Source organism: Corynebacterium sp. CNCTC7651 (assembly GCF_021496665.1).
GTDB lineage: Bacteria > Actinomycetota > Actinomycetes > Mycobacteriales > Mycobacteriaceae > Corynebacterium.
Map to the genome: position 1 here is coordinate 1456273 of NZ_CP071246.1, position 13778 is coordinate 1470050.

Annotated in this window: 11 protein-coding genes and 2 pseudogenes; 4 read left to right on the forward strand and 9 right to left on the reverse strand. The window is 65.7% G+C overall.

All coding sequences use genetic code 11. The annotated features are described in order from the left end of the window. Window positions 1-78 precede the first annotated feature (78 nt). The 8 genes from JZY91_RS07055 to gdhA all read right to left on the reverse strand — a co-directional run bounded on the left by JZY91_RS07055 (window position 79) and on the right by gdhA (window position 6830). Window positions 79-606, reverse strand: coding sequence for a flavin reductase family protein (locus JZY91_RS07055; RefSeq protein ID WP_234947170.1), 528 nt, complete (start codon window positions 604-606; stop codon window positions 79-81). Beyond that, window positions 606-890 (reverse strand): acylphosphatase, encoded by a 285-nt coding sequence (locus tag JZY91_RS07060; protein ID WP_234947171.1) that lies wholly within the window; start codon window positions 888-890, stop codon window positions 606-608. Before JZY91_RS07060 ends, JZY91_RS07055 begins: the two co-directional genes overlap by 1 nt. Before the next feature lie 17 nt (window positions 891-907). After that, window positions 908-2419, reverse strand: a complete 1512-nt coding sequence (locus tag JZY91_RS07065; RefSeq protein ID WP_234947172.1) for a sodium:alanine symporter family protein — start codon at window positions 2417-2419, stop codon at window positions 908-910. Between the two features lie 22 nt (window positions 2420-2441). After that, a complete protein-coding gene (gene mutM, locus JZY91_RS07070) occupies window positions 2442-3263 on the reverse strand; it encodes a bifunctional DNA-formamidopyrimidine glycosylase/DNA-(apurinic or apyrimidinic site) lyase (protein WP_234947173.1) in 822 nt (273 codons plus the stop codon). Beyond that, window positions 3256-4038 carry a ribonuclease III gene (gene rnc / locus JZY91_RS07075; RefSeq protein WP_234947174.1) on the reverse strand — a complete coding sequence of 261 codons (783 nt, stop codon included), beginning with the start codon at window positions 4036-4038 and terminating at the stop codon, window positions 3256-3258. Before rnc ends, mutM begins: the two co-directional genes overlap by 8 nt. Next, complete coding sequence (locus JZY91_RS07080) at window positions 4035-4571, reverse strand: DUF177 domain-containing protein (RefSeq protein ID WP_234947175.1); 537 nt, start codon at window positions 4569-4571, stop codon at window positions 4035-4037. Before JZY91_RS07080 ends, rnc begins: the two co-directional genes overlap by 4 nt. A gap of 35 nt (window positions 4572-4606) precedes the next feature. Further along, window positions 4607-5356: a DivIVA domain-containing protein gene (locus JZY91_RS07085; protein ID WP_234947176.1), complete on the reverse strand. Its 750-nt coding sequence runs from the start codon at window positions 5354-5356 to the stop codon at window positions 4607-4609. An 88-nt stretch (window positions 5357-5444) separates the two neighbouring features. Continuing rightward, a complete protein-coding gene (gdhA, locus tag JZY91_RS07090) occupies window positions 5445-6830 on the reverse strand; it encodes an NADP-specific glutamate dehydrogenase (RefSeq protein ID WP_234947177.1) in 1386 nt (461 codons plus the stop codon). A gap of 176 nt (window positions 6831-7006) precedes the next feature. On the opposite strand from gdhA, the gene JZY91_RS07095 reads away from it, so the two are divergent. Then, entirely contained in the window at window positions 7007-8146 is a 1140-nt protein-coding gene (locus tag JZY91_RS07095) for a glycerate kinase (protein WP_234947178.1), read from the forward strand. On the opposite strand, the gene JZY91_RS07100 is transcribed toward JZY91_RS07095, so the two are convergent. Beyond that, window positions 8116-8514: a hypothetical protein gene (locus JZY91_RS07100; RefSeq protein ID WP_234947179.1), complete on the reverse strand. Its 399-nt coding sequence runs from the start codon at window positions 8512-8514 to the stop codon at window positions 8116-8118. The two genes, JZY91_RS07095 and JZY91_RS07100, sit on opposite strands and share 31 nt — an antisense overlap. 33 nt (window positions 8515-8547) lie before the next feature. Between JZY91_RS07100 and JZY91_RS07105 the strand changes: the two are divergent. The 3 genes and pseudogenes from JZY91_RS07105 (at window position 8548) to JZY91_RS07115 (ending at window position 13569) form a co-directional block, all read left to right on the forward strand. Further along, window positions 8548-9887: pseudogene (locus tag JZY91_RS07105) on the forward strand (DUF4921 family protein). Window positions 9888-9899: 12 nt separating this feature from the next. Then, the gene (locus JZY91_RS07110) at window positions 9900-11117 is read left to right on the forward strand and encodes an amidohydrolase (protein ID WP_234947180.1); all 1218 of its coding nucleotides are present in this window, start codon (window positions 9900-9902) and stop codon (window positions 11115-11117) included. A 90-nt stretch (window positions 11118-11207) separates the two neighbouring features. Continuing rightward, window positions 11208-13569, forward strand: a pseudogene (locus tag JZY91_RS07115) (glycogen/starch/alpha-glucan phosphorylase). The last annotated feature ends 209 nt before the right edge of the window (window positions 13570-13778 follow it).

Genomic DNA, 13778 nt, shown 5'->3' on the forward strand with positions numbered 1-13778 from the left:
GGCGCGGCGAAGAAATCATCCGATTCTTTCGCCGGGACTGGGCGGGGCCCGGGGCCGATAAAGGCAGGGCCCTAGGCGCTAGCTCTCCGCCACCGGCTTGGGCTCAACCTCGACCTCGTGTGCACGGCCACGCACAGCATCGAGGGAGCCGTGAGTGCCAAACTCGCGCTGCCAGTACAGCAGCGGCTGGTTGGAGTTCACCTCTGCGCAGCAGACATCGACCAGCACGAGCACGTGGTCGCCCGCTTCGATCATGCGCGCAACCGTGCCCGCCACCCACGTGTGGTTGCCGTCCAGCTTGGGCGCGCCGTCAGCCATGCACCAATCAACACCCGCGAAGCGGTCAATTCCGCGGGTGGCAAAGGACCGCGCCAGCCCGCCCTGCTCAGTAGAAAGCACGTTCACGCCAATCGGCGAGCCGACCTCCAGCTGCGCGAGCAACGACGACCGCTGGTCCAGCGACACCAGCACCATCGGGGGTTCGAGCGAAAGCGACATGAACGCGCTCACCGTCGTGCCGTGCGGTGCGTCCGCAGTGCCCGTCGTCACCACCGTCACTGCCGCCGCCAACTGGCTCATCGCGTCCTTAAACGCTTGGGCGTCCATTAACGCTCCTCGAAACCCTGCGCGCCCTTCGGCTCGCCGAACTGCGCCTGCACATGTTCGACCCTGCCCGGCCGGCCGGCGCTGCTCGGCTGCTCCTCCAGGAGCTTCCGCAGCTTCTCGACGTCCGCTTCCTCACCTTCAGCCACAACTTCAACGCGACCGTCGGCAAGGTTCTTCGCGTAACCAGCAAGCCCGAGCTCGAGGGCGCGGGAGCGGGTCCACCAACGGAATCCAACCCCTTGAACGTGGCCGTGGACGTGGGCGGTCATGCGTGTGGTGCTCATGCCGCCCAAGGGTACCGCTAGTGGTTGTCCAACCCCGCCTCGCGGGCGGTGATGCGGTCTTCTGCGCTGCGGCGGGTCACCGGATCCGAACCGTCCCAGAACTCCACGTTCTGCAGCTCCGGCAGCATGTCGCGGTGGAAGACAGGGTCGATGCCCTCCTTGCGCTGCTCGTTGAAGTTCTGCAGCAGCTTGATGGCAACGCCGCCGAGCGGGATGATGGCGATGATGTTGAAGATGGCCAGCAGGCCCGCCATGGTGTCGCCCAGCGCCCACACCAGCGGCACGGTGCCGAAGGCGCCGAAGATGACGAATCCGATGACAACGACGCGAAAAACAGTCATCGCAGTCTTGGAGTTGGTCAGGTACTCCAGGTTTGTTTGGGCGAGGTAGTAGTTGCCGATGATGGAGGAAAACGCCAGGAAGAACAGGATGAACGTAATGGCGTGGGCGGCCCACGGGCCGATGGAATCCGCCAGCGCGGCCTGGGTCAGCGCCGCGCCCTGGATGTCTTCGGTGCCGTAGTTCACGGCCGGACCCAGCAGGACGATGAACGCGGTGATGGAGCAGACCACGAGGGTGTCAAAGTACACGCCGAGCGTCTGCACCAAACCCTGCTTGACGGGGTGGGAGACGGTGGCGGTAGCGGCGGCGTTCGGGGCGGAACCCATGCCGGCCTCGTTGGAGAAGAGGCCGCGGCGCATGCCGTGCATGAACGCCATGCCCACCGTGGCACCCGCAACCTGCTTGAAGCCGAGCGCGTGGCCCACGATGAGGGAGATCAAGCCCGGGATTTCGCCGATGTTCACGATGAGCACCCACACACCCATCAGGATGTAGGCGCCGGCCATGAACGGCACGATCACCTGCGTCCATGAGGCGATCCGGGTCACGCCGCCGAAGATCACCAGTGCGGTCAGAGATGCCAGCACCGCGGCAACCGCCCCCTTCAGCGCCAGTGAATCGCTGCCGAAGGAACCGCTGACGGCCTCCACGATGGAGTTGGTCTGGATGGCGTTGTACACGCAGCCGTAGGTGAAGAAGAGAAAGACCGAGAAGACTGTGGCCAGGGGAGCCCAGCCGAGGCCGCGCGTCATGTAATACGCCGGGCCGCCGTGGTAGTTGCCTTCCTCATCCTTGGTTTTCCACAGCTGCGCCAGGGTGGACTCGATGAAGGAAGTTGCGCCGCCGATCAGGGCCAGCATCCACATCCAGAACACCGCACCCGGCCCGCCGACCGAGATCGCCAGTGCCACGCCGGCGACATTGCCGGTACCCACACGGGACGCAGCAGAAATGGTGAAGGCCTTGAAAGCCGAGATGCCGCCGTACTCCTCATCTAAGTCGCGGCCCTGGCGGTCCTTGCCCTTGGGCGTTTCCGTGATCGCCTTGAACATGTCCGGCAGCAGGCGGATCTGCACGAACAGGGTACGCAAGCCGAAGTACACGCCGGCGGCGATGAGGAACCAGGGAACGACTTTCCAGATGATGCCGTTCAGGGTGCCGTCGATGAATGAGGTGGCGGTTTCCATGCGGGGCAGTTTAGTCAAAGATTCAGAGAACCTGGCAGCGAGGACAAAAATAGCTTGACCGCTGCCCCACCACGGTGCGCTCGATGGGGGTACCGCACCGCGCGCACGGCTTCCCCGCCTGCCCGTACGCGTTCAGTGAGCGAGAGAAGTAGCCGGAAGACCCGTTCACATTCACGTACAGCGAGTCGAAGCTGGTCCCGCCCTGCTCCAGCGAGCGCGCCATGACGGCGCGGGATTCCTCCAGCACCGCAACGGCATCGCGCTGACGCATCGTTCGGGCGGTGTGCCACGGCTTCAGCCGTGCGGCCCACATTGCTTCGTCTGCGTAAATGGACCCGATGCCGCTGACCACCGACTGGTCTAGCAGCACAGACTTCAGGGGCGACCGCTTCAGCCGCATCGCCCGCGCCGCCGCGGTGATGTCGAACTCCTCCTCGAAGGGATCCGGCGCGATGTGGGTGACGGGTTGCGGAATACCGTCGTAAAGCTGAGCGTATTGCCACATGCCAAACGTGCGCTGATCCACAAAATCCAGCTCCACATCGCCCATGAGCGCGCGGATGCGCAAATGGGGGCTCACGATGCTGCCGGGCGGGCCGATGAGCATCTGCCCGCTCATCCGCAGGTGGACCACCAGCGCGGCGCCGTCCGAAAGCTCGAGCCACATGTATTTGCCGCGGCGGCCGGTGCCGGTCACGGTAAGCCCGGGCAGCACCTCTGCCAAGTCTACATCGTTGCCTCGCACCGCGCGCGGGTGCATCACCTCGACAGCGTCGAACGTGCGGCCCACAATGTGCCGCTCCAAGCCGCGGCGCACCACCTCCACTTCGGGCAGCTCAGGCACGGGGCTCCTGCTTATCGACGTTCGCTAAGGCGACCGCCTCCGGGTGGTCCTTGAGGAAAAACACGGCCTGCCGCGCGGCGTTTTGCTCCGCCGTCTTCTTGTTCTGCCCGCGGCCCGTGCCGCGCACAACGTTGTCAATCAGCGTCTCCGCGGTGAACACCTGCTCGTGCTCCGGGCCCTCAGAGGTGGCAACGTATACGGGGGGCTCGCCGCCGAGTTCTGCCACACGTTCCTGCAAGACCGTCTTCCAATCCTGGATCCAGTGCGCGTTGTCCAGCTTCCCGGCGAAGAGGCGCAGGATCACATCCCGGGTGACCTCGAAGCCGTGCTGGCGGTAAATCGCGCCCAGCAGCGCCTCGGTGGTGTCTGCCAGGATGGAATCCTTATCCCGCCCACCTGTGACTTCTTCGCCGCGACCCACCAGCACATGGTCACCCAGGCCGATCTCGCGAGCCACGTCCGCCAACGCGTAGCGGGACACCACGCGGGCGCGCATCGGGGAAAGGTCAGACTCGGGGCGCGACGGGAAGCGGTCGAACAACTCGTTGGCAATGGAAAGGCCCAGTACAGCGTCGCCCACAAACTCCAGGCGCTCGTTGTTGGGCAGCGTGCCGTGCTCGTTGGCGAAGGAGCGGTGCGTGAGCGCGAGTTTGAGCAGCTCAGGCGCAACGTCCACGCCCAGCACCGCAATCAGCGGGCTGTGGTCTACGGCGCTGAACGCGTTGTCCCAGGCTTCTTCTCCGGAGATGTGCTTCTTCCTGCGGGAGCGGCTCACAGGAATTTCTCCAGGCCCGCCCACCTGGGGTCAACCCGGTCCTGTTCCTCGCCGGAGACCCCGTCCGGGGCCGGCACATCGGTGTCCCCATCGCACTCCGGCTGGCAGGTGGGGTTGAACGGCCACGTCAGGCCAGCTTCGTCCACGAAGGCCTGCTCGAGGTCAACCTTGTCGTCCACCACACGCATGATCTCGTCGCCGGAGCCGTAGTCCTCCTCCACCTCAGCATCCCCGCCAATGAAGTCATCGGACGTGGCAAAGACCTGCTGGATGCGGACAGTTTCAGTTGGGGTGAGCGTTTTCAGGCAACGGACGCACTGGCCAAGCAGCTCAGCGCGTGCGGTGGCATCAACCAGCACGCCGGAGCCGAGGGGCACGATAGTCGCCTCGACCTCAACGTCCTGGCCTTCGGGGATGGCAATCATCGCCGGGCCGATGCGTGACGGCGACGGTCCGGATTGGACGATGTGCAGCGGCATCCCGTCGCCCTTGAGTATTTCGGCGACATCGATGATGAAGGGATTCTCAGACATAGCACCCCTTAGACTACCGCCCCCGCAGCGTGGCGCTAGTACTCCTCGCGGCGCTTGTAGCGATCACGGTCGTACGCAGCCTCGGCGCGCTGGACGCCTGAAGCACCAGCCCCGCGGCGCAGCGCGGAGCGGTCGGAAGAGACAGTGCGCAGCACCGAGGACAGGGATTCCTCGAACTCTGCCAGCTTGGCATCCACGTAATCGTCGCACTCCGCACGCAGGCGGGCGGACTCGGAGTGGGCCTGCTCCACCAAGCGGTGCGCCTCCTCGTCTGCGCGGCGCATGACCTCGGACTCCGCAATCAGGCGCTCCTGCTGGGTCAGACCCTCCTGCACGCTGCGCTGGTACTCCTGGTTGCCGGACTCCACCAGGCGGTCCGCCTCGCGCCGCGCCTTGTCCACTGTGGAATCCGCCTGCTCGCGCGCGCGGGTGACCATCTGGTCCGCGTCTGCTTCCGCGTTGGACACCATGATGGTGGCGCGCGATTGAGCGTCGGAAAGCATGCTCTCGGACTGCGAGTGCGCATCCTCCACTACCCGGCGCGCCTCATCCTCCGCGTCCATGATCACGGTGTCGGCACGGTCCTGAGCCCCGCGCAGGATCTCGTCCTGCTTGTCCAGGACGTCCTGCGCGTCATCTAACTCGGCGGGGATGGCGTTGCGCACGTCATCCAGCAGGGCGAGCATCTCATTGCGGGGAACCATGCAGTTCGACGTCATGGGTACGCCGTACGCCTGCTCCACGGTCCTAACGAGTTCATCGAGGGCTTCGAAAACGCGGTACATGGCCCCTACAGTAAGCGAGCCCCCGGCGACTCTCCGGGAGGCGCGCAGGGGCTGGCTATTGCTTGACGACGCAAGCTTAGATCGCTGCCTAGATCACACCCTGAGCAAGCATCGCGTCCGCGACCTTCTTGAAGCCGGCGAGAGCAAGCATCGCGTCCGCGACCTTCTTGAAGCCGGCGATGTTGGCGCCCACAATGTAGTCGCCCTCGTGGCCGTACTCGGCTGCCGTCTCGGAAGAGATCTTGAAGATGTTGGACATGATCTGGTGCAGGCGCTCATCCGTGTAGTCGAACGTCCAGGAGTCGCGGGAGGCGTTCTGCTGCATCTCCAGGGCGGAGGTGGCTACGCCGCCGGCGTTGGCTGCCTTACCCGGGCCGAAGTTGATCTTGTTCTCGCGGAACACCTCGATCGCCTCTGCGGTGGACGGCATGTTGGCGCCCTCGGCGACGTACTTCACGCCGTTTGCCACCAGCGCGCGGGCGTGGTCGCCGCCCAGCTCGTTCTGGGTTGCGCACGGCAGCGCCACGTCTGCTTCCAGGTCCCACACGGAACCGTCGGTGTGCAGGGTGGCGCCCTCGGTCTCCTCGACATAGGCCGAGACGCGCTCGCGGCGGCGCTCCTTCACGTCGCGCAGCAACTCAACGTCCACGCCGTTCGGCGTCTCCACCCAGCCGGAGGAATCGGAGAAGCCGACAACGGTTGCGCCCAGCTCCTGCGCCTTCTGGATGGCGTAGATGGCCACGTTGCCGGAGCCGGAGACGATCACCTTCGCACCGTCGATGGACTCGCCGTTAGCCTTCATCATCTCGGAGGTGAAGTACACGCAGCCGTAGCCGGTCGCCTCGGTGCGGGCAAGCGAGCCGCCCCACTCCAGGCCCTTGCCGGTAAGCACGCCGGACTCGTGCTGGTTGGCCAGGCGGCGGTACTGGCCGAAGAGGTAGCCGATTTCGCGGCCGCCGACACCGATGTCACCGGCAGGCACGTCGCGGTACTCGCCGATGTGGCGCCACAGCTCAGTCATGAAGGACTGGCAGAAACGCATGATCTCGCCCTCGGACTTGCCCTTGGGGTCGAAGTCAGCGCCACCCTTGCCGCCGCCGATCGGCAGGCCGGTCAGGGAGTTCTTGAAGATCTGCTCGAAGCCCAGGAACTTGATCACGCCGAGGTTCACGCTCGGGTGGAAGCGCAGGCCGCCCTTGTATGGGCCGAGGGCCGAGTTGAACTGGACACGGAAGCCGCGGTTCACGCGGATCGTGTTGGAGTCATCCATCCACGGAACACGGAAGATGATCTGGCGCTCCGGCTCGCACAAGCGCTCAATCAGGCCGTAGTCGGCGTAGTGGGGGTCCTTCGCAAGGACGATTTTCAGCGAGTCTAGGACCTCGGCAACTGCCTGGTGGAACTCCGGCTCGCCGGGGTTGCGCTTCAGCAGCTTGTCGTAGTAGCCAGCGACCTCTTGTTCAATGGCGCTCATAGTGGATGGCCTCCATGTCGATAGTTCTGCGGATTGGACGAATGGATATTACACCTGATCTGCAAGGTATGCAGATTGCGGCAGATTATTCATTCAGGAATGGGCGGATGCTTCCAACAAAGACGCTACACTCTAGCGTCGAAAAGCGAGCCCCAACTACCGCGACCGAGGCCACCATGCAGAACTACGCACCCACCCCAGCCGCTAGCACTGGCACCGACGACGCTGCGCGATCGACCAAGGTGGTCATCGCTCCTGATTCCTTCAAGGGCACCGCAAGCGCGCAGCAGGCCGCGCAGTGGCTGGGCGAGGGCGTGCGGGAGATCATCCGTGACGCGGAGATCCACCTCGCGCCGATGGCGGACGGCGGCGAGGGCACGTCCGAACTCTTCGAAGGCGAGCGCATTACGCTGCCGACGACGGACGCAGCGGGCCGCCTCACCGAAGCCACCTTCGCCGCCGCCTCCGGACTCCCCGCAGTGCAAGACAAGCTGGTGCCGCTGACCGGCGACACGTACGGCACCGGTGTCCTCATCGCAGACGCGCAGACGCGCGGCGCGACCCGCATCGTCCTCGGCCTCGGCGGCTCCGCGACGGTGGACGGCGGCACAGGCATCCTGGTCGCACTGGGGGCAAACCCCATCGATGCGCGCGGCTACCAGCTCAAGCCCGGCGGCGGTGCCCTGCGCGAGCTCGCCGACCTAGACACCGCGAAGGTGAACATCCCCGCCGGCGCGCTGGATTGGGTACTGCTCACCGATTCCCAGGTCCCGGCCTGCGGCGACAGCGGGGCCGCTGCCGTCTACGGCCCGCAGAAGGGCGCGACCGCAGAGGACATCGAGGTGCTGGACGAGGGGCTTCGCGTGCTTTGCGACGTCGCCGGGATCAACCCCGACACTCCGGGGCTCGGCGCGGCGGGCGGCGTGGCCATCGGCATCACGTGGCTGTCATCCCTGCTGCACGGCAATGCAGACCACGTCCAGCTGGTGCCCGGCGCGCGGGTGGTCGCGGAGTCCAGCGGCTTGGCCGAGGCGGTCAAGGGCGCAGGCCTGGTGGTTACTGGCGAGGGCCGCTTCGATGCCCAAACCGCAACCGGCAAGGTGGCGGCCACGGTGTGCGACATTGTGGCGGAGCACAACCCGGACGCGGTGGTTGCCATTGCGGCCGGGAAGTTTGAGGAGGAACCGAACGAAGTCGGCGGCCAGCCGGTGCTTGCGGTGACGCTCGAGGACGTCTCCGACACCGAGGAGCAGCTGCGCCGCGCGGGCGCGGCAATCGCCGTCGCCTACCTCAACACCTCCACCATCCAGGGGTAGATCGAGGCGACCTCGAACTGGTCCTGCTGCTCTAGGGCCGCAGGGTCGCGCGGCAGCTCGGCCTTCGGGGTGAGAATGCGCGACAGCCCCATCGCTAGGCTGTTCACGCTTGACGCACCCTCCGCATCGATGCGGAAGCGGTGCACCTGCGCGCCGTCTTCTTCCGGATCAATGCCGCGGTCGTGCTCGTAGGTTTCTTGGAGTTGGGCGAGCAACGTGTCGTCGATACGCACAATGCCCTGCTCCTGCACGCTGCCCGCGGTGAGTTTCCCGCGGCGGACCAGGATCTCCACGGCCCGGGCGAAAGCCGCGCCAACCTCGGCTGCGGCGGTCGCGGGGGCGAGGACGTCGAACTGAATCGCTGCCATGCGCGTAAGGCTAGCCCGAGTAGGCTGAAACCCATGCCTTTCCCCGCCTATTCAGCGAGAAATGCCCTGTCCACCATGGCGGACGGGACCATCAAGCAAGTGAGCCCGTTTTCCGGCACGCAGGTGTGGACGGTGCCCGGGCGCGGCAACCGCCCGCTGAGCAAGAAGGTGAAGGACCCGGAGGTGCTGGCCCCGGACGCGTTCACGCACTCCTGCAACTTCTGCGAGGCGAACCAGCTAAAAACACCGCCGGAGAAAGCGCGCATGGTGCGGGCGGGCGAGGGCTGGGAGATTCTGCGCAACCTCCATCCCGGCCAGTTGCAGGAGACGCAGGCGGAATTCCGGCGCGTGCCCAACCTGTTCGAGATCGTCTCCTACGACTACTGGGCGCAGAACTACGGTTACGAGATGACTGAGAAGCAGCGCGAACACATGGACGCGTACCTGGCCGATCCGGCGGGCCGCGACCACGTGTACGAGATTGCCCGCACCCGTCTGCGCGCCTCCGGCGCCGGGGAGGCATCCTCCGAGGATGAGCTGTTAGCCGTGGTTCCGGCGTACTTCGGCGGCGGGCACGACGTGATTATTGCCCGGCGCCACTTTGTGGACGGCGCGGAGGATGATTCACAGCTGGCTAGTTCCGGCACGCTGACGCCGGAGGAGCACTTCGCGTTCATCACATTCACCATCGACGCGTTGCGTGAACTGCTGGCGGCCAACCGCTACGCGCCGTACGTGGTGGTGTTCCAGAACTGGCTCTCCCCCGCCGGCGCCTCTTTCGACCACCTGCACAAGCAGTTGGTGACGATTGATGAGCGCGGCGTGCAATCCGAAATGGAAATTGAGAAACTGCGCCGCAACATCAACCTCTACAACGAGTGGGGCGCGCGAACTACGCCTCCCAGCACAACCTGGTCATTGCGGAGAATGACTACGCCGTGCTGGTGGCCGGCATTGGCCACCGCTACCCCACCGCCAGCATCTACTCCAAGTCCCCGACGTGCGAGCCGTGGAAGCAGACCCCGGAGGAGGTGCGCGGCTTCTCCGATCTCCTGCACGCCATGCATGCGGCGACGGGCCCCGAGGTGGCCTGTAACGAGGAATGGCACTACCGCCCCGTGGACCTGGATTTGCCCATGCCGTGGCGAGTGAACGTGAAGTGGCGCATTTCCACCCTGGCCGGCTTTGAGGGCGGCACGAAGATTTACGTGAACACGCTCTCCCCGTTCGACGTGCGCGACCGCATTGTGACCAACCTGTTCACCCTGCGCGAGGAGGGCCGGATCGCGGAGAGCATCCGCATCGCCCACGAGTGCGCTCCGGCGCGCAACGTGCTGCTGTACAACCCGGTGTTGACGGGAGGGACCGCGTAAATGTCCACCCACATGCGTGAATTCTTGGACGCCCACCCCGTGAACTCTGCGTGGCAGCAGGAGCTCTACCAGTGGTTCCACCGCAACCCGGAACTCTCCATGCAGGAGGAAGCGACGCACGCACGAATTCTGGCGGAACTTGAGCGTTTCGACTGCGAGGTGATCGCGCCCATCGGCGGCTACGGCATCTGCGCGGTGTTCCGCAATGGTGAGGGCCCGGCGGTGCTCTTCCGCGCGGACTTCGACGGCCTGCCCGTCACCGAGGAAACCGGCGCCCCGTACGCCGCGACGGGCGACACCATGCACGCCTGCGGGCACGACATCCACACCACAGCCCTGCTCAGCGCCTGCGACGTGCTGGACCGCGCCCGCGACGCCTGGTCCGGCACCTTCATCGCCCTGTTCCAGCCCGGCGAGGAGACCGCGGAGGGCGCCGCCGCGATGGTGGCGGACGGGCTGGTGGACCAGGTGCCGCACCCCGTGGCCTGCCTGGGCCAGCACGTCATGCCCGGCCCCGCCGGCGCCGTGATGTCCAAGTCCGGCCCGCAGTTCGCGGCGTGCGATTCCATCCGCATCCGCATCCCCGGCCGCAGCGCCCACGGCTCCATGCCGCACGCGGCGATTGACCCGACGTTCACCGCAGCCATGATCATCACCAGGCTGCAAGCCATCGTGGGCCGCGAGGTCAACCCGGCGGACTTCGCCGTGGTCACCGTCGCCAGCATGCACGCCGGCACCACGAACAACATCATCCCCGGCCACGCGGAGCTGGTGCTCAACTGCCGCTTCTACTCCGACGCAACTAAAGCCAAGGTCTACGCCGCCATCGAGCGCGTGGTAAACGCCGAGGTCGCCGCCTCCGGCAGCACCGACACCGCCGAGATCGAGTACTTCGCGCACGGGGAGCTCTTGCTTAACGACGATCACGTGTTCCACGTGGTCCGCTCCGCCTTCGACGACGCGTTTGGGGAGGCCTCCATCACCGCCGACCCGACCACCGTGTCCGAAGACTTCCCCGCGCTGCCCGCAGCGTTTGGGGTGCCGTACTGCTTCTGGCTCATCGGCTGCACCCCGCGCGATGTGTGGGACGCGGCAGTGGAGGCTGACCGCGTGACCGAGGACGTGCCCGTCAACCACATGCCTACGTTCCTTCCGGACTTTGCGCCGACGATTCGCGCCGCCACCGAGGCGGCTGTGGTGTCGGTGTTGGCGTACCTGGGAACGTCGTAAAGCAACGTGCCCCTGACCAGCTGCGCTGAGAGTCTCCGGCGGCGACGGTAGGCTGGGCCGCGACGAAAACCCCCAAGAAAGGTTTGCACCATGTCTACGCCCGCCCGCACGACCCCGACCCCGCCGTTGCAGGACACTCTCGCCGGCCATGTGAAGAGCTTCTCTGGCCGCTCTCCCCAGACCTCCACGGTGAAGAAGTTCTGGACCGGCCTGTCCGCGGCCGTGATGGAGCAGCTGGCCGACAACTGGGAGGCCACCCGCAAGACCTACGCCGGCACCCGCCAGGCCGCGTACTTCTCCGCGGAGTTCCTGCAGGGTCGCGCACTGCTGAACAACCTGACCAACCTCGGCCTTGTGGAAGAGGCAGAGGTGCTCACCAGCGCCTACGGCCACAACCTCTCCGACGTGCTCGAGGCTGAGCACGATGCTGCGCTGGGCAACGGTGGCCTGGGCCGCCTGGCCGCCTGCTTCCTGGACTCCGCCGTGACGCAGGACTACCCGCTGACCGGCTACGGCCTGCTGTACCGTTACGGACTGTGCGTGGAAAGAAGCGTTCTACCCCTTCATTGTCCAGCGCGGCACCCAGCAGCGTTTTGTGAAGTTCGACGACATGCACGTCCGCGCCGTGCCGTACGACATGCCGATCACCGGCTACGGCACCGACAACGTGGGCACCCTGCGCCTGTGGGACGCGCTGCCGATGCACGAGTTCGACTACGACGCATTCAGCTCCCAGCGCTTCACCGACGCCATCCTGGAGCGCGAGGCAGTGCACGACATCACCCGCGTGCTCTACCCGAACGACTCCAGCTACGCCGGCAAGCTGCTGCGCGTGCGCCAGCAGTACTTCTTCGTCTCCGCGTCCCTGCAGGAGCTGGTGGACAACTACGTGGAGCACCACGGCACCGACCTGCGGGACTTCCACAAGTACAACTCCATCCAGCTCAACGACACCCACCCGGTGCTGGGCATCCCGGAGCTCATGCGCATCCTGCTGGATGAGCACGGCATGGGCTGGGAAGAGGCCTGGGTCGTCACCACCAAGACCTTCGCCTACACCAACCACACGGTGCTGCAGGAGGCGCTGGAGACCTGGGAAGAGTCCATCTTCAAGCAGCTCTTCTGGCGCATCTGGGAGATTGTGCAGGAGATTGACCGCCGCTACCGCCTGGACATGGAGGCCCGTGGCGTCGCGCCGGAGCTGGCCCACCGCTACTCCCCGGTGCACGACGGCACCGTCCACATGGCGTGGATCGCTTGCTATGCGGCCTACTCCATCAACGGCGTGGCTGCGATCCACACCGACATTATTAAGCGCGACACCTTGGGTTTCTGGAACGACATCAAGCCGGAGGTGTTCAACAACAAAACCAACGGCGTGACTCCGCGCCGCTGGCTGCGCATGTGCAACCCGCGCCTGTCCGCCCTGCTGGACCGCCTTGCTGGCAACGACGATTGGGTCACCGACCTGTCCAAGCTCCAGGAGCTGCGCGGCTACGCCGACGACCCGGAGGTCATGCGCGAGCTGCGCGAGATCAAGCAAGCCAACAAGCAAGACTTCGCGGCCTGGATCTCCGAGCGCCAGGGGGCGGAGGTAGACCCGGACTCCATCTTCGATGCCCAGATCAAGCGCCTCCACGAGTACAAGCGCCAGCTGATGAACGCCCTGTACATCCTGGATCTGTACTTCCGCATCAAGCAGGACGGCGAACGCGACGTGCCTAAGCGCACCTTCATCTTCGGCGCGAAGGCAGCCCCGGGCTACACCATGGCGAAGGGCATTATCAAGCTCATCAACGCCATCGCCGAGCTGGTGAACAACGACCCTGAGGTGTCCCAGTACATCCACGTCGTGTTTGTGGAGAACTACAACGTCTCCCCGGCCGAGCAGATCATCCCGGCCTCCGACGTTTCCGAGCAGATCTCCACCGCCGGCAAGGAGGCATCCGGTACCTCCAACATGAAGTTCATGATGAACGGCGCGCTGACCCTGGGCACCATGGACGGCGCGAACGTTGAGATCGTGGACGCTGTCGGCGAGGAGAACGCCTACATCTTCGGTGCCTTCGAGGAGGACCTGCCGGAACTCAAGCGCAACTACAACCCGCGCATGGCGGCCCAGGAGACCCCGGGCCTGATGCGCGCACTGGACGCACTGGTGGACGGCACGCTGGATGACCAGGGCACCGGCGCTTTCCACGACATTCGCACCTCGCTTCTCGACGGCTTCGGGTACGACTCCCCGGACGTGTACTACGTCTTGGGCGACTTCGCCTCCTACCGCGAGACCCGTGACCGCATGGCGACCGAGTACTACGCAGATCCGGACCACTGGGCACGCATGTGCTGGATCAACATCTGCGAGTCCGGCCGCTTCTCCTCCGACCGCACCATCCGCGACTACGCGGAAGAGGTCTGGAAGATCGAGCCGACCCCGATCCACCCGAAGTAAGGGGGCTGACCGCCGGGGCTGACCGCCGGGGCGGCCGGGGGGCGTTGTGGTTCCCCGGCGCGTTCGCCGCGGGGGCCGGTGGGCCCCGCGTCCGCTCCCGGCCCCGGCCCGGCGCCCCGCGGCCGGCCCCGGGCCCGCTTGCCTTCCGGCACCCCGGAACGTGTTGGTCACCTGAATTGGCGACCTGCGGTTTTACAACCCCCGCGGAA